This window comes from Luteimonas sp. MC1782, from assembly GCF_014164605.1.
Classification (GTDB): domain Bacteria; phylum Pseudomonadota; class Gammaproteobacteria; order Xanthomonadales; family Xanthomonadaceae; genus Luteimonas.
In genome coordinates, this window is sequence record NZ_JACJFT010000002.1 from 669,539 (window position 1) to 683,916 (window position 14,378).

At 70.3% G+C, this 14,378-nt stretch carries 17 protein-coding genes; 16 read left to right on the top strand and 1 reads right to left on the bottom strand.

Annotated features, from left to right (window positions below; genetic code table 11):
* Positions 1-29 precede the first annotated feature (29 nt).
* The 11 genes from nudE to H5368_RS12550 all read left to right on the top strand — a co-directional run bounded on the left by nudE (position 30) and on the right by H5368_RS12550 (position 10,074).
* Positions 30-584 carry an ADP compounds hydrolase NudE gene (nudE, locus tag H5368_RS12500; protein ID WP_182825077.1) on the top strand — a complete coding sequence of 185 codons (555 nt, stop codon included), beginning with the start codon at positions 30-32 and terminating at the stop codon, positions 582-584.
* Positions 571-1,362 carry a 3'(2'),5'-bisphosphate nucleotidase CysQ gene (gene cysQ / locus H5368_RS12505; protein WP_182825079.1) on the top strand — a complete coding sequence of 264 codons (792 nt, stop codon included), beginning with the start codon at positions 571-573 and terminating at the stop codon, positions 1,360-1,362. The genes nudE and cysQ overlap by 14 nt, the downstream gene beginning before the upstream one ends.
* A gap of 70 nt (positions 1,363-1,432) precedes the next feature.
* Positions 1,433-2,236, top strand: a complete 804-nt coding sequence (gene mazG, locus H5368_RS12510; protein WP_182825323.1) for a nucleoside triphosphate pyrophosphohydrolase — start codon at positions 1,433-1,435, stop codon at positions 2,234-2,236.
* 14 nt (positions 2,237-2,250) lie between these two features.
* Positions 2,251-2,553 (top strand): DUF962 domain-containing protein, encoded by a 303-nt coding sequence (locus tag H5368_RS12515; protein ID WP_182825081.1) that lies wholly within the window; start codon positions 2,251-2,253, stop codon positions 2,551-2,553.
* A gap of 100 nt (positions 2,554-2,653) precedes the next feature.
* On the top strand, positions 2,654-3,367 hold the full coding sequence (locus tag H5368_RS12520; protein ID WP_182825083.1) for a response regulator transcription factor: 714 nt from the start codon (positions 2,654-2,656) through the stop codon (positions 3,365-3,367).
* Between the two features lie 48 nt (positions 3,368-3,415).
* Positions 3,416-4,678 carry a HAMP domain-containing sensor histidine kinase gene (locus tag H5368_RS13615; RefSeq protein ID WP_182825085.1) on the top strand — a complete coding sequence of 421 codons (1,263 nt, stop codon included), beginning with the start codon at positions 3,416-3,418 and terminating at the stop codon, positions 4,676-4,678.
* Positions 4,679-4,765: 87 nt separating this feature from the next.
* Positions 4,766-6,274: an efflux RND transporter periplasmic adaptor subunit gene (locus tag H5368_RS12530; protein WP_182825087.1), complete on the top strand. Its 1,509-nt coding sequence runs from the start codon at positions 4,766-4,768 to the stop codon at positions 6,272-6,274.
* Entirely contained in the window at positions 6,271-6,975 is a 705-nt protein-coding gene (locus H5368_RS12535) for an ABC transporter ATP-binding protein (protein ID WP_182825089.1), read from the top strand. The genes H5368_RS12530 and H5368_RS12535 overlap by 4 nt, the downstream gene beginning before the upstream one ends.
* Positions 6,972-8,207, top strand: coding sequence for an ABC transporter permease (locus H5368_RS12540; RefSeq protein ID WP_182825091.1), 1,236 nt, complete (start codon positions 6,972-6,974; stop codon positions 8,205-8,207). The genes H5368_RS12535 and H5368_RS12540 overlap by 4 nt, the downstream gene beginning before the upstream one ends.
* Positions 8,208-8,255: 48 nt before the next feature.
* Positions 8,256-9,269: an isoaspartyl peptidase/L-asparaginase gene (locus H5368_RS12545; RefSeq protein ID WP_182825093.1), complete on the top strand. Its 1,014-nt coding sequence runs from the start codon at positions 8,256-8,258 to the stop codon at positions 9,267-9,269.
* 145 nt (positions 9,270-9,414) lie between these two features.
* Positions 9,415-10,074: a LysM peptidoglycan-binding domain-containing protein gene (locus H5368_RS12550; RefSeq protein WP_182825095.1), complete on the top strand. Its 660-nt coding sequence runs from the start codon at positions 9,415-9,417 to the stop codon at positions 10,072-10,074.
* Positions 10,075-10,141: 67 nt separating this feature from the next.
* Here H5368_RS12550 and H5368_RS12555 read toward each other — a convergent pair whose 3' ends face one another.
* Positions 10,142-10,633 (bottom strand): hypothetical protein, encoded by a 492-nt coding sequence (locus H5368_RS12555; protein WP_182825097.1) that lies wholly within the window; start codon positions 10,631-10,633, stop codon positions 10,142-10,144.
* A gap of 291 nt (positions 10,634-10,924) precedes the next feature.
* Between H5368_RS12555 and H5368_RS12560 the strand changes: the two genes are divergently transcribed.
* From H5368_RS12560 to H5368_RS12580, 5 genes are read left to right on the top strand one after another with little or no spacing between them, the layout of a single operon-like run.
* Positions 10,925-11,305 (top strand): diacylglycerol kinase, encoded by a 381-nt coding sequence (locus H5368_RS12560; RefSeq protein WP_182825099.1) that lies wholly within the window; start codon positions 10,925-10,927, stop codon positions 11,303-11,305.
* 37 nt (positions 11,306-11,342) lie between these two features.
* Complete coding sequence (locus tag H5368_RS12565) at positions 11,343-12,080, top strand: TerC family protein (RefSeq protein ID WP_182825101.1); 738 nt, start codon at positions 11,343-11,345, stop codon at positions 12,078-12,080.
* A gap of 7 nt (positions 12,081-12,087) precedes the next feature.
* Entirely contained in the window at positions 12,088-13,011 is a 924-nt protein-coding gene (gene lgt, locus H5368_RS12570; protein WP_182825103.1) for a prolipoprotein diacylglyceryl transferase, read from the top strand.
* 13 nt (positions 13,012-13,024) lie between these two features.
* Positions 13,025-13,819 carry a thymidylate synthase gene (locus H5368_RS12575; RefSeq protein ID WP_182825106.1) on the top strand — a complete coding sequence of 265 codons (795 nt, stop codon included), beginning with the start codon at positions 13,025-13,027 and terminating at the stop codon, positions 13,817-13,819.
* Positions 13,820-13,832: 13 nt separating this feature from the next.
* Positions 13,833-14,339: a dihydrofolate reductase gene (locus H5368_RS12580; protein WP_182825108.1), complete on the top strand. Its 507-nt coding sequence runs from the start codon at positions 13,833-13,835 to the stop codon at positions 14,337-14,339.
* Positions 14,340-14,378: the final 39 nt, after the last annotated feature.

The window sequence follows — 14,378 nt, forward strand, 5'->3', positions numbered from 1 at the left end:
ATCGCCCGAGTGGCCGCGCGGGCGTGGCGATGAGCCGCCGGCTGCCGATCATCCACGGCATCACCGAGAGCGATGCCGGCCCCTACCGCCTCGAGCACCTGGACATCGAGTTCGGCAACGGCGAGCGCCGCCGCTACGAACGCCTGCATGGCCGCGGCCATGGCGCGGTGGTGGTGGTGCCGATGCTCGACGCCGACACCGTGCTGCTTGTGCGCGAGTACGCGGCCGGCGTACACCGCTACGAGCTGGGCCTGGTCAAGGGCCGCATCGACGCCGGTGAGACGCCGGTCGAGGCCGCGAACCGCGAGCTCAAGGAAGAGGCCGGCTACGGCGCGCACCGGATCGACGTGCTCCGCGTGCTGACCCTTGCGCCCACCTACATGAGCCATCAGACCCATCTGGTGCTGGCGCGCGACCTGTATCCCGAACGCCTGCCCGGCGACGAGCCGGAAGAGCTCGAAGTGGTGCCGTGGCGCATCGACCGCCTGCACGAGCTGATCCTGCGCGAGGACTTCTCGGAAGGCCGCTCGATCGCCGCGCTGTTCATCGTCCGTGACTGGCTGGCGCACCATGCCGCTGGCTGAGGGCGTGCGCGCCGCCGTGCAGGCGATCGCGCGCGACGCCGCGGCCGCGATCATGGCGGTGTACGCCGGCGAGTTCGCGGTCGAACACAAGGCCGACGCCAGCCCGCTGACCGCCGCCGACATGGCCGCGCACCGCTGCATCGTCGCGGGCCTCGCCGCGCTCACGCCCGACATCCCGGTGCTGTCGGAGGAGTCGGCGCAGGTGCCACCCGCCACGCGCCACGCCTGGCGCCGCTTCTGGCTGGTCGACCCGCTCGACGGCACCCGCGAGTTCATCAAGCGCAACGGCGAGTTCACCGTCAACATCGCGCTGGTGGACGACGGCGTGCCGGTCTTCGGCGTGATCCAGGCGCCGGTGACCGGCACGCTCTGGCATGGCACGCCCGGCGCAGGCGCCTGGCGCTGCGATGCCGATGGCGAATCCGCCATCCGCACCCGGCGCCCCGCGACCGCGCCCCTGCGCGTCGCCGCCAGCCGCTCGCACCTCGACACCCGCACCGCCGCGCTGATGGCGCGCATCGGCGAACACGACACCATCGGCCTCGGCTCGTCGCTCAAGTTCTGCCTGCTGGCCGAGGGCGGCATGGACGCCTATCCCCGCTTCGGCCCGACCAGCGAGTGGGATACCGCCGCAGGCCAGGCGATCCTCGAAGCCGCCGGCGGCTGCGTCCTCGATCCGCGGGGCCGTCCGTTCCGCTACAACCAGCGCGACACCCTGCTCAACGGCGACTTCATCGCCCTGGGCGATCCGCAGCTGCCGTGGCGGGACTGGATTTAGGGCAATCCGCGCAAATCAGCGGCAAGAAAAGTTTTCCAGGGAGCAACACGTGTCCGGACAGCGCGACCCCATGCAGCGGTTGTTGGCGATCATGGCGCGGCTGCGCGACCCCGATGGCGGCTGCCCCTGGGATCTCGAGCAGGACTTCGCGAGCATCGCGCCGTATACGATCGAAGAGGCCTACGAAGTCGCCGACGCGATCGACCGCGGCGACCTGCCTGCGCTGTGCGAGGAGCTGGGCGACCTGCTGCTGCAGGTGGTGTTCCATGCGCAGATGGCGTCGGAGCAGGGCGCGTTCGGCTTCGACGACGTCGCCAACGCGATCTCGGAAAAGATGGAGCGCCGCCACCCGCACGTGTTCGGCGACGCCACCCAGGACGACGCCGAGGGCGTGCTGCGCGAGTGGGACGCCATCAAGCGCGCCGAACGCGCGGCCGCGGGCGACGCCGACACCTCCGCGCTTGCCGGCATCGCCCGCGGCCTGCCGGAGTGGCAGCGCGCCACCAAGCTGCAGCACCGCGCGGCGCGGGTCGGGTTCGACTGGCCCGGCCCCGCGCCGGTGATCGCCAAGCTCGAGGAGGAGCTGGAGGAGGTGCGCGTCGAGTTCGCCGCGGTGGCGCGCGAGCCCGGCGACGCGGCGGCGCGTGACCGCCTCGAGGCGGAGATCGGTGACCTGCTGTTTGTCGCGGCCAATCTGGCGCGGCACGCCAGGGTCGATGTCGGATCGGCGCTGCGCCGCGCCAACCAGAAGTTCGAGCGCCGCTTCCGCAGCATGGAGGCGCTGGCCGCATCGGACGGCACCAGCTTGCAGGGGCTGTCGCTGGAAGAGCAGGATCGCTACTGGGATCTCGCCAAGGCGCGCGAGGACACCTGAGAACGAGGGCCGGGATGTCGCGTTTCGCCAGCTTCCGCGAGTTCTATCCGTTCTACCTGTCCGAGCACGCCAACCGCACCTCGCGACGGCTGCATTTCGCCGGCAGTTGCGGTGCGCTGGCCTGCGTCCTCATCGCCATCCTGCGCGGCAATGGCCTGTGGCTGCTGGGGGCGCTGGCCTGCGGCTACGGGTTCGCCTGGGTCGGGCATTACGTCTTCGAGAAGAACCGCCCGGCCACGTTCCGGCATCCGCTGTACTCGTTCGCCGGCGACTGGGTCATGTTCAAGGACATCCTGACCCGCCGCATCCCGTTCTGACCTCCCGCGCCGACGATGTCCGGTGCCGTCTTCACGGCGCGTAGACCTGCCGCACGGCAGCCTTTCACAAAGCTGAAGACTGCCTTGGAATGGAGCACATATGCGCGGATCGCAGGAGCCGGGTGGGCTTGTCCTGATCGTCGAGGACAACCGCAATATTTCGGAAATGGTCGGTGAGTACCTGGAGGGGAAGGGGTTCGAGGTGGATTACGCCGCCGATGGCCTCGACGGGTACCGGCTGGCCGCGGAGAACAACTACGACGTGATCGTGCTGGACCTCATGCTGCCGCGGCTGGACGGCATCGAAGTCTGCAAGCGGCTGCGTGAGGAAGCGCGCAAGTCCACGCCGGTGCTGATGCTGACCGCGCGCGACACGCTCGACGAGAAGCTCACCGGCCTGGGTGCCGGCGCCGACGACTACCTCACCAAGCCGTTCGCGATCCAGGAGCTCGAGGCGCGTCTTCGCGCCCTGATCCGCCGCGAGCGTCGCCAGGTGGGGTCGGAGGTGTTGAAGGTCGCGGACCTGGTCCTGGACCCGGCCAGCCTTCGCGCCACGCGCGGCGGCAGCGAGCTGCAGCTGTCCCCGATCGGGTTGAAGCTGCTCACGATCCTCATGCGCGAGTCGCCTCGGGTGGTCAACCGCCAGGAAATCGAACGCGAGATCTGGGGCAACAGCCTGCCCGACTCCGACACCCTGCGCAGCCATCTCTACAACCTGCGCAAGACCATCGACAAGCCGTTCGACAAGCCGCTGCTGCATACCGTGCAGAGCGCCGGCTATCGCATCGCGGACATCGAACAGCCGCCAGCCTGACGGTCTTCTTCGTCGATGCCACAGGGGTTGCCCCACAAGCTGCGGCGCGTGTTCATCGTCCAGGCGGTACTCGCGGTGGTCGCCGTGGCGGTCGTGCTGTACGCGTCGGGATCGCTGGCACGCGACTGGCTGACCGCCGAACGCATCCGCGCCGAGGCGCGCGCGTTCGAGGACGGGCGCGCCAGGGATCCCGCGCATCCGGTCCCCGGGACCGCGACCGTGCATGCCTGGTTCGTCCCCTCCAGCGGAGGCGGGGACGCGGCCGTGCCCGCCAGTTATGCACGCCTGGCACCCGGCCTGCACAACCTGCGCATCGCCGGGGTGCGGCATCGCCTGCTGGTCGAGGAGCAGCGGGGCGGGCGGCTGTACATCAACATGTCGTTCGCGCTCGTCGACCGGGTGGCCACCTGGACGCTGTTCATCGCGGTGCTGCTGGCGTCGATCGCGATCGCCGCGGTCAGCTGGCTCAGTTACCGCATTGCCAGGCAGATGGTGCTGCCGGTCACGCAGATGGCCGGCGAGGTGGCGCGGTGGGATCCGCGCGCGCCGGATCTCGACGCCATCGATCCCGGACGCCTTCCCGGCGAGGTCGGGCGCGAGGTGCGGCTGCTCAATGAAGCGCTGCGCGGCCTGACGGAGCGCACCCAGGCCTTCATGCGCCGCGAGCGCGACTTCACCCGCGAGGCCAGCCACGAGCTGCGCACGCCGCTGGCCGTGGTCCGCGTGGCGGCCGACATGCTGCGCGGCGATCCCGAAACGCCGCCGCGCATGCAGCGTTCGCTGGGCCGCATCCAGCTTGCCGCGCGCGAGATGGAAGGCGTGCTGGATGCCTTCCTGATCCTCGCCCGCGAAGACGTTCCGGGCCCCGAGGAAGAGTTCGAGCTGCTCGCCCTGGCCGCCAACGCGGTCGAGGATGCGCGCGAGATGCTGGCCGACAAGCCGGGCGTGGTGCTGGCCCTGCACGAGGAAGCGGCACCGCGCCTGCGTGGGTCGTCGCGCGCGATGGCGGTGATGCTCAGCAACCTGCTCAACAATGCCTGTTTCTTCACCGAGTCCGGGCGCATCGACGTGGTGGTGCGGCGCAACCGCATCGAGATCCGCGACACCGGCATCGGCATGGACGACCAGGTCCTTGAGCGGGTGTTCGAGCCCTTCTTCCGCGCCAACCAGTACGTGGGCGGCAAGGGCATGGGCCTGGCCATCGCGCGCCAGTTGAGCGAGCGTGCCGGCTGGCCGCTGCGAATCGACAGCGTTGCCGGGCAGGGCACCACCGTCACCATTGAATTCGCGGCGGCGCGCGTGCAGCACTGAACCGTGCGTCGTGCGTGGCGGTGCGCGGTCAACGCCGGCCGCGCTGATGCGTTAGCCTCCCGACCCCAGCCAGCAGCCGCAGACCGCATGAGCACACGATCCAAGCCCACCAGGCGTCGCGCCCGGCCGTACCTCCTTGTCGCCGTTGCGATCGCCGCGCTCGCCGTGGCTGGCGCCTGGTGGAACGGCTCGCGCGGTGCCAGCCAGGAAAGCGCGTACCGCACTGCCGAAGTACAGCGGGGCGACATCCGCATGGCGATCTCCGCCACCGGCACGCTGAGCGCGATCTCCACCGTGGTGGTGGGCAGCCAGATCTCCGGCCAGGTCACGGAGGTGCTGGTCGATTTCAACGACAAGGTGGAAAGCGGGCAGGTGTTGGCGCGCATCGATCCCAGCAGCTACCAGGCGCAGATCGAGCAGGGCTCGGCGCAGATCGCCAGCGCGCAGGCCTCGCTCAGCCAGGCGCAGGCGACGCTGCGCAACGCCGAGCTCGACTATCGCCGCAAGGCCGAACTCGGCGACCGCCAACTGGTGGCACGCAGCGACATCGACCTGGCGCGCGCGGCCCGCGAGCAGGCGCAGGCCCAGGTGCGCGCGGCGCAGGCGCAGATCCAGCAGCAGAGCGCCGCCACGCGCACCACGCGCATCAACCTTGATCGCACGGTGATCCGTTCGCCGGTGGACGGCGTGGTGCTGACGCGGACCATCGAGGCCGGCCAGACCGTGGCCGCCAGCCTGCAGGCGCCGGAGCTGTTCACGATCGCCGAAGACCTGTCGAAGATGAAGATCGAGCTGGCCGTCGACGAGGCCGACATCGGCCAGGTCAAGGCCGGGCAAAGCGTGAGCTTCACCGCCGACGCCTTCGCCGATCGCCAGTTCCGCGGCGTCGTGGACCAGGTGCGCCTGGCCGCCACCAACACCAGCAACGTGGTCACCTATCCGGTGGTGGTCACGGTGGACAACAGCGACGGCACCCTGCTGCCGGGCCTGACCGTGAATGCCGAGATCGAGGTCAGCCGCCGCGACGACGTGCTCAAGGTGTCCAACGCCGCACTGCGCTACAAACCCACCGGCGCCGAAGGGGCGGCGGCGGCGATGCCGCCGGGCGGCGCGCGCAACGGGGTCGCGTCGGACCTTGCCGGCGTGTCCGGAGGCCTGGACCTCACGCCCCCGCAGCAGGCGGCGTTCGACGCCGCATTGGCGGCGGTGCAGGCGCGCCAGGCGGCACGCCAGGCCGCACCGCGTGCCGGTGGCGCGGGCGGTGGCCCGGGGGGCGGTCCGCGGATGGTGGCGATGTCCGGCGGTGGCGGCGGCGGCGCGGGTGCGGCCGCGCAGGTGCGCCAGCGCATGCTGCAGCGCTTCCGCGAGGATTTCGCCGCCTTCCGCGGCAGCCTCGATGACAGCCAGGCCGCCAGGTGGGATGCGGCGCTGACGGCGCTGGTCGGCGCCACGCGCGCCACCGTGTACAAGCTGGTCGACGGCAGCCCGCAGCCGGTACTGGTGCGGGTCGGCGCCAGCGACGGCACCGACACCGAACTGTCGGGCGCGCTCGACGCCGGCGACCTGCTGGTGACCGGCGAGCGCCCCGCGAAATGACCGGCGGCGTGCCGGTGATCGAGACCCGCGGCCTGGGCAAGGTGTACTCGCCCGGCAGCGAGGCCGAAGTGGTCGCGCTTCGCGACGTGGACCTGCGTATCGAACGCGGTGATTTCATCGCGATCATGGGACCGTCGGGCTCGGGCAAGTCGACGCTGATGAACCTGATCGGCTGCCTCGACAAGCCCAGCTCGGGCAGCTACCGCTGCGACGGCGAGGACGTGTCCACGCTGGATGCCGAGGAGCTTGCGATCCTGCGCCGCGACAAGATCGGCTTCGTGTTCCAGGGCTTCCACCTGTTGCCGCGGATGACGGCGCTGGAGAACGTGGAAATGCCGCTCGGCTATGCCCGTATCCCGCCTGCGGAACGCCAGGAGCGCGCGCGCGAGGCGCTGGCCGCGGTGGGCCTGGGCGAGCGCGGCGGGCACCGGCCCAACGAGCTGTCGGGTGGCCAGCAGCAGCGCGTGGCGATCGCGCGCGCGCTCATCAACAGGCCGCCGATCCTGCTCGCCGACGAACCCACCGGCGCGCTCGATTCGAAGACCGGCGAGGAGATCCTGGCGCTGTTCAAGCGCCTGCGCGACGACGGTCACACCGTCATCCTGATCACCCACGACGCCGAAGTGGCCGCCCACGCCGACCGCATCTGCGTGATGCGCGACGGCGAACTGCACACCGAGCACGCCGGGGCAGCGCCATGAAGTTCAGCGACATCCTGCGCACCGCCATCCACGCCCTGCGCGGCAACTGGATGCGCAGCGTGCTGACCTCGCTGGGCGTGATCATCGGCATCGCGGCAGTGATCGTGATGGTCTCGGTCGGCCAGGGCACGCAGGCCGAGATCGACAAGATGGTCGCAGGCCTCGGCTCGCAGCGGCTTGACATCTCGCCGGGTGCGGGCCGTGGCCAGGGTGGCGCGCGCATGAGCGGCAGCAGTTTCTACACGCTCACCGAAGGCGACGTCGACGCGATCCGCGACGAGATCCCCGAGGTGCAGTACGTCGCGGGCGCGCTGCGCGGCAGCACCCAGGTGGTGTATGCCGAGAACAACTGGTCGACCAGCTGGCAGGGCGTGCAGCCGGACTTCTTCGACATCAACGGCTGGACCATCGCCGAGGGCGAGGCGTTCGACGCGCAGGACTACAGCGCCGCCGCGAAGGGTGTGATCCTCGGCGACACCGTGCGCCGCGAGCTGTTCGGCGAGGATTCCGGCGTCGGCCAGACCATCCGCATCGGCCGCGTGCCGTTCGTGGTCACCGGCACCCTGGCGGCGAAGGGGCAGGGCGGCTTCGGCCAGGACCAGGACGACGTGATGATGGTGCCGTTGCAGACCGCGCGGCGCCGCCTGCTCGGCGCCATGGGCCTGCCGCCGGGGGCGGTGATGCAGGTCGCGCTCACCGTGGCCGACGCCGATGACCTCGGCTACGCCCAGGGCGAAGTGGAAGCACTGTTGCGCCAGCGTCACCGCATCGGCCCCGGCAAGGAGGACGACTTCAGCGTGCGCAACATCAGCGAGATCGTCGCCACGCGCACCGCCACGACGCGGCTGATGTCGCTGCTGCTGGGCGCGGTGGCCAGCATCTCGCTGATCGTCGGCGGCATCGGCATCATGAACATCATGCTGGTGTCGGTCACCGAGCGCATCCGCGAGATCGGGCTGCGCATGGCGGTCGGCGCCGGGCCCACCGACGTGCGCCGGCAGTTCCTGGCGGAGGCGATGCTGCTGTCGCTGATCGGCGGCGCGCTCGGCATCGTGATCGGCATCGCCGGTGCGCTGCTGGTGGCCAGGTTCGGCGACCTCCCGGTGGCGCTCAACGGCCAGGTGATTGCGCTGGCCGCGGGCTTCTCGATCGCGACCGGCCTGTTCTTCGGGTACTACCCCGCGCGCAAGGCATCGCAGCTCGATCCGATCGAGGCCCTGCGCTCGCAGTAGCCGGCGCTGGCGTCGGCTATCCTTGCGGTCCATCCACGGGGATCCGCCATGCGCCTGATCGCCCTCCTGCTGACGACCACGCTCGCCATGACCAGCCCTGCCCATGCCAATGACCGTCCGACCGCCCTGGTGATCCACGGCGGTGCGGGGGTCATCGAGCGCGACGCGCTGGATGCCGGCGAGGAACGGGCGATCCGCGCCGACCTGGACCGTGCGCTCGATGCCGGACACGCCGTGCTCGCCCGCGGCGGCAGCGCGCTGGATGCCGCCGAGGCGGCGGTGCGCGCGCTGGAGGAGTCGCCGCGCTTCAACGCCGGCAAGGGCGCGGTGTTCAACGCCGAAGGGCGCCATGAACTGGACGCCTCGGTAATGGAGGGCCACACCCGCCGCGCGGGCGCGGTGGCCGGGGTGACCACGATCCGCAACCCGGTGCGCCTGGCGCGCGCGGTGATGGAGCATTCGCCGCACGTCATGCTGATCGGCGACGGCGCCGAGGCGTTCGCCGACACCCGGCCGGAACTCGAGCGCGTCGCCAACCGCTGGTTCGATACCGACCACCGCCGCGAGCAGCTCGAGCAGGCGCAGGCGCGCGAAGCGGCGGCGCGCCAGTCCGGCGCCGCCGATCCGGCGGACCTGAAGGGCACGTACTTCGGCACGGTTGGCGCAGTGGCACTCGACGCGCAGGGCCACATCGCCGCCGCCACCTCGACCGGCGGCATGACCAACAAGCGCTGGGGGCGCGTCGGCGACTCGCCGGTGATCGGCGCCGGTACCTGGGCCGACGACCGCTGCGGCGTGTCCGGCACCGGCTGGGGCGAGTTCTTCCTGCGCGCCGCGGTGGCGCATGACATCTGCGCGCGCGTCGCCTACCGCGGCGACAGCCTGCAGGCGGCGGCCGACGAGGTGCTGATGAACGTGGTGCCCGGCCTGGGAGGCGATGGCGGCGCGATCGCGCTTGATGCCGACGGCAACATCGCCATGCCGTTCAACACCTCCGGCATGTACCGCGGCTGGGTGAAGCCGGACGGCTCGCGCGGCACGGCGATCTTCCGCGAGGAGTAGGTCGCGGCACCGGCCCGTTCGGCGGGCGTGGGCGACCTGGGGTAAACCCGATAGGGGCCGGCCCCGGGTTGTGGCCTCCAGCTCCCGCGCCGAGACTCCGTTGCGTAGACCACGCAGCCGCGCAGCCCGCGGCACGGAGAGCTCGATGACCGCCATCGGCAGCAGCCACCACATCGTCAGCGGCGATACCCTGTCGCATATCGCGCAGCGCTACGGCACCAGCGTCGACGCGCTGATGGCGAACAACGCGCAGATCAAGGATGCCGACCTGATCTACGCCGGCGATACGCTGAACATCCCGGGCGCCATGGGTGATGCGGGCGGGAGCGGAGGCTCGGGTGGGGTGGCCGGTACGCAGGGCGTGAGCGGGTCTTCCATCGTCGGTGGCAACAACGCCGCCGCAATCGCCGAACAGTTCATCGGCCGCAATGCCGGCGAGCTCAAGCACAGCAGCGAGCTGCCGATGCAGAGCTGGGTGCCGAACAACGTCAACTGCGCCAATTTCGTTTCCGCCTGCCTGCAGAAGGCGGGCCTGATTGACGCCAGCCAGGCCAGTGCTTCGGTCGACACGCTGGCCGGCAACCTGAAGGGTGACGGCTGGCAGACGGTGTCGCTTGCGGACGCGCGTCCGGGCGACGTGGTGCTGATGCAGCGCAACGGCCAGTCGCATGTCGTGCTGTTCGCCGGCATGGAAAACGGCAGGCCGACCTTCATCGGCTCCAACAACGTCAATGCCGACGGCTCGCAGCGCATCAGCTGGGGCGGCGCGTCCGGCAACTACGAGATCATCAGCCCGCGCGGCTGATCGCGCCTGGCGTGCAACGGAAAAGGCCGGGCATTGCCCGGCCTTTTCCGTTGCCGCGGAGGCGTGTTCAGAAGCCGAACAGGGCGCGCGGCGCGGCGTGTTCCTGCGGCCAGCCGAGCCAGGCCACGTCACCCGGGCCGATCGCGAAATCGAGCACCGTCCAGCGGCCACCGGGCGGGAAACCGCCGTCATCGGCGCCTTCGACACCGGCCTGGTCGCGCGCGGCGGCCTCGGCGGGTGCCGCCGCCGCGGCCTGGTCGACGTCGCCGGCATCCGGCTCGCGGCGCAGGAGCGCGACGTAGACATCGGACATGCCGCCCTGCGCGGCAGCCGCGGCGAACGGCGTGCCCTGGTAATCGAAGCGTCCGCCGCCCGCGGCGCGCAGCGTGCCGAGCACGAAGGCCCAGTTGCCGAGGCGGTCGAGGCGCTCGACGTCCAGTGACACGGCATGGCCCAGGCGAGCCTGCAGCGGTGCTCCGGCCGTCTCGAGCAGCAGCGCATAGCCGTCATCGCCCGCCTGCATCTGGCGGGGTGTGGCCTGTGCGAACGCTGGGTTCATGAGGGCTCCCATGGCGAGTGCGAAGAACGGTCCGAGGATAGCAGCGTGCCGGTGCATGCGGATCTCCCGTGCGGTGTGCGCGCATGCTGCCAGGCGGGGCCGTTGCGCCCGGTGAAGCGGGACCTGGACCGGGCCTGCGGCGCCCCCGGCGCGCCAAACGGTAGCCGATCGGGTCCCGACACCGCCCTTGTGGCAAAATTGGCAGCTTCCGGTCGGACGCGGCAGCCAAACCAGCATGCAGTTCCAGTTCCCGCCGCGCAGCGACCGAGCGCGTTGAGCGATACCTTCGCAATGGCCGACGAAACCGGACACATGCCCAGGGGACCCGCGCGCATCCTGAAGGCCGCGGGCTGGTCGATGCAGGGCCTGCGCGCGGCGTGGCTGCACGAGTCCTCGTTCCGGCTCGAAGTCTGCCTGTTCGCCGTGCTGGCACCGCTCGGCCTGTGGCTCGGGCAGGGCGGGGTGGAGCGCGCGCTGCTGGTCGGCTCGCTGCTGCTGGTGCTGTCGGCGGAGTTGCTGAACTCCGCGATCGAGGCGGTCATCGCCCGCTATGGCGATGAACACCACGAACTGGCCGGGCGCGCCAAGGACATGGGCTCCGCCGCCGTGTTCGTGCTGATGCTCAACGTGCTGCTGGTCTGGGGCGCACTGCTGTGGCCGCGCCTGGCGTGACACGGCTGGAAACGACTTTCCCAAGGATATGCAAGCGATGATGGAATTGATCTCCGACCCGCAGGTCTGGATCCTGCTGGTCACGCTGGCCACGATCGAGATCGTGCTCGGCATCGACAACCTGGTGTTCATCTCGATCGCCGTGAGCCGCCTGCCGGCCGAGAAACGCGAGTTCGCCCGCAAGTTCGGCATCGCCGTGGCCTGCATCACCCGCATCGGCCTGCTGCTGACGCTGGCGTGGCTGGCGGGACTGACCAGTGACCTGTTCACGGTGTTCGGCCAGGGCGTTTCCGTGCGCGACCTGGTACTGATCCTTGGCGGCCTGTTCCTCATCGTGAAGGGCGCGATGGAGATCCGCGAGCTGGTCGCCGGTGCGCACGAGGACGCCAGCGGCGCCGGCAAGGCGGCGACGTCGTTCGCGATGGTGATCGCGCAGATCGCGGTCATCGACATCGTGTTCTCGCTGGACTCGGTGATCGCGGCGGTCGGCATGGCCGGTGACTACGTGCCGGTGATGGTGATCGCGATCCTGATCGCGGTAGGCGTGATGCTGCTTGCGGCGCGCCCGCTGGGCACGTTCATCGACAACAACCCGACCATCAAGATGCTGGCGCTGGCGTTCATCGTGCTGATCGGTGCGTACCTGGTCGCCGAGGGCTTCGAGCTGCACATTCCGCGTGGCTACATCTACGGCGCGATGGGCTTCTCCGCGTTCGTGGAGCTGCTGAACCTGTGGGCCAAGCGCCGCGCGCTGCGCCACGTGGCTCCGGACTGACCACGGCATGGCCTACCTGCACCTGATCGATCCGATCGCGCTCCAGTCCCCGGCGTTCGCGCTGTTCGGGCGGACGTTCCAGCCGGCGGTGCACTGGTACGGGGTGATGTACCTGCTGGCGTTCGCCAGCGCATGGTGGCTCGGGCGCTCACGGATCCGCGCGGGGCGCCTGCCCGGCGTGGACGACGCCGGCTTCGGCGACCTGATGTTCTACGGCATGCTCGGCGTGGTGCTGGGCGGCCGCATCGGCTACGTGCTGTTCTATGCCTTTGGCGACCTGCTGGCCGACCCGCTGATGCTGTTCAAGGTCTGGGACGGCGGCATGAGCTTCCACGGCGGCCTGCTCGGCGTGCTGGTGGCGATCTGGCTGTGGTCGCGCGCGCGCCGCCTGCACGTGTTCGACACGATGGACTTCGTCGCGCCGCTGGTGCCGCTGGGGCTGGGCTTTGGCCGCATCGGCAACTGGATCGGCGGCGAGCTGTGGGGCAAGCCGACCGACGCCGGCTGGGGCGTGGTGTTCCGCAACGCCCTGCCGCCGGAGCTGGCCAGCCTGCCCGAGGCCGCGCTGCGCGCGCAGTTCCAGGCGGGCGAGCTGGCACAGTTCGCGCGCCATCCGTCGCAGCTGTACCAGGCGTTCCTCGAGGGCGTGGTGATGTTCGCGGCGCTGTGGTGGTTCTCGCGCCGTCCGCGTCCGCGCTATGCGGTTGCCGGCATGTTCGCGCTGCTGTACGGCGCGTTCCGCTTCCTGGTGGAGTTCGTGCGCGAGCCTGACGCCCATCTTGGCTACCTGGCTTTCGGCTGGCTGACCATGGGCCAGGTATTGAGCCTGCCGCTGGTCCTGGTCGGGTTGTACTGGCTGTGGCTGGCGCGGCGCTCGCCGACCCTGCAGCCCGTGCTCCCGACCGCTTCCGGCCCCCGCACCACCGACTGAGGAGCCCGACGCCATGCGCCAGTACCTCGACCTCCTGCGCCACGTCCTCGAGAACGGCACCGACAAGGCCGACCGCACCGGCACCGGCACGCGCAGCGTGTTCGGCTGGCAGATGCGCTTCGACCTGAACGACGGGTTCCCGCTGGTCACCACCAAGAAGCTGCACCTGCGCTCGATCATCCACGAGCTGCTCTGGTTCCTGCGCGGCGAGACCAACATCGCCTACCTGCGCGAGCACAAGGTCGGCATCTGGGACGAGTGGGCCGACGCCGACGGCGAACTGGGCCCGGTGTACGGCAAGCAGTGGCGGCACTGGGCAGGTGCCGACGGCGTGGAGGTCGACCAGATCTGCTGGGTCATCGACGAGATCCGCCGCAACCCGGACTCGCGGCGCCTGGTGGTGTCGGCCTGGAACGTGGCCGAGCTCCCGGCGATGAAGCTGCAGCCCTGCCACGCGCTGTTCCAGTTCTACGTGGTCAACGGCCGCCTGAGCTGCCAGCTCTACCAGCGCAGCGGCGACATCTTTCTCGGCGTGCCGTTCAACATCGCGAGCTACGCGCTGCTGACGCACATGGTGGCGCAGGCCTGCGGGCTGGGCGTGGGCGACTTCGTGCACACGCTCGGCGACGCGCACCTGTACAGCAACCATTTCGAGCAGGCGCGCCAGCAACTCGAACGCGCGCCCGGCGCACTGCCGCGGCTGGTGCTGGATCCGTCGATACGCGATGTGTTCGCCTTCACTCACGAGCACATCAGCATCGAAGGCTACGATCCGCTGCCGGCCATCAAGGCCCCGGTCGCGGTCTGAGCACGACGCGATGATGCAGCAGCAGACCACCCCGGCGTTGTCGCTGGTGGCCGCCCTGGACCGCCGGCGCGCGATCGGCCGCGACAATGGCCTGCCGTGGCACCTGCCGGCGGATCTCGCGCACTTCAAGGCACTGACGCTCGGCAAGCCGGTGCTGATGGGGCGCAGGACGGCCGAGTCGCTGGGCCGCGCGCTGCCGAAGCGGCGCAACCTGGTGCTCACGCGCAGCGGGCGGGTGCCGTTCGCCGGCATGGACGCGGTGGCCTCGCTCGACGAGGCCTGCGCGCTGGCATCAGGGGCTGCCGAACTGTGCGTCATCGGCGGCGCCGAGGTCTATGCCCTGGCGCTGCCGCGGGCCGCGGTGCTGTACCTGACCCATGTCGATACCGCGGTCGAAGGCGCCGACGCGTTCTTCCCGGCCCTCGACGAAGCGGGCTGGCGGGAGGTGTCGCGTGAACACCATCCGGCCGACGCGCGCCACGCTTTCGCCTTCGATTTCGTCGAGTATCGGCGCACCTGATCGCCTCCAGGCCCAGCCTGGCGGCTTTACACATGGCAA

Excerpts from the sequence above, each read along its gene's own strand:
- nudE (WP_182825077.1), top strand. The coding sequence starts at position 30 with ATGAGCCGCCGGCTGCCGATCATCCACGGCATCACCGAGAGCGATGCC.
- cysQ (WP_182825079.1), top strand. The coding sequence starts at position 571 with ATGCCGCTGGCTGAGGGCGTGCGCGCCGCCGTGCAGGCGATCGCGCGC.
- mazG (WP_182825323.1), top strand. The coding sequence starts at position 1,433 with ATGCAGCGGTTGTTGGCGATCATGGCGCGGCTGCGCGACCCCGATGGC.
- H5368_RS12515 (WP_182825081.1), top strand. The coding sequence starts at position 2,251 with ATGTCGCGTTTCGCCAGCTTCCGCGAGTTCTATCCGTTCTACCTGTCC.
- H5368_RS12520 (WP_182825083.1), top strand. The coding sequence starts at position 2,654 with ATGCGCGGATCGCAGGAGCCGGGTGGGCTTGTCCTGATCGTCGAGGAC.
- H5368_RS12530 (WP_182825087.1), top strand. The coding sequence starts at position 4,766 with ATGAGCACACGATCCAAGCCCACCAGGCGTCGCGCCCGGCCGTACCTC.
- H5368_RS12535 (WP_182825089.1), top strand. The coding sequence starts at position 6,271 with ATGACCGGCGGCGTGCCGGTGATCGAGACCCGCGGCCTGGGCAAGGTG.
- H5368_RS12540 (WP_182825091.1), top strand. The coding sequence starts at position 6,972 with ATGAAGTTCAGCGACATCCTGCGCACCGCCATCCACGCCCTGCGCGGC.
- H5368_RS12545 (WP_182825093.1), top strand. The coding sequence starts at position 8,256 with ATGCGCCTGATCGCCCTCCTGCTGACGACCACGCTCGCCATGACCAGC.
- H5368_RS12550 (WP_182825095.1), top strand. The coding sequence starts at position 9,415 with ATGACCGCCATCGGCAGCAGCCACCACATCGTCAGCGGCGATACCCTG.
- H5368_RS12555 (WP_182825097.1), bottom strand. The coding sequence starts at position 10,633 with ATGAACCCAGCGTTCGCACAGGCCACACCCCGCCAGATGCAGGCGGGC.
- H5368_RS12560 (WP_182825099.1), top strand. The coding sequence starts at position 10,925 with ATGGCCGACGAAACCGGACACATGCCCAGGGGACCCGCGCGCATCCTG.
- H5368_RS12565 (WP_182825101.1), top strand. The coding sequence starts at position 11,343 with ATGATGGAATTGATCTCCGACCCGCAGGTCTGGATCCTGCTGGTCACG.
- lgt (WP_182825103.1), top strand. The coding sequence starts at position 12,088 with ATGGCCTACCTGCACCTGATCGATCCGATCGCGCTCCAGTCCCCGGCG.
- H5368_RS12575 (WP_182825106.1), top strand. The coding sequence starts at position 13,025 with ATGCGCCAGTACCTCGACCTCCTGCGCCACGTCCTCGAGAACGGCACC.
- H5368_RS12580 (WP_182825108.1), top strand. The coding sequence starts at position 13,833 with ATGCAGCAGCAGACCACCCCGGCGTTGTCGCTGGTGGCCGCCCTGGAC.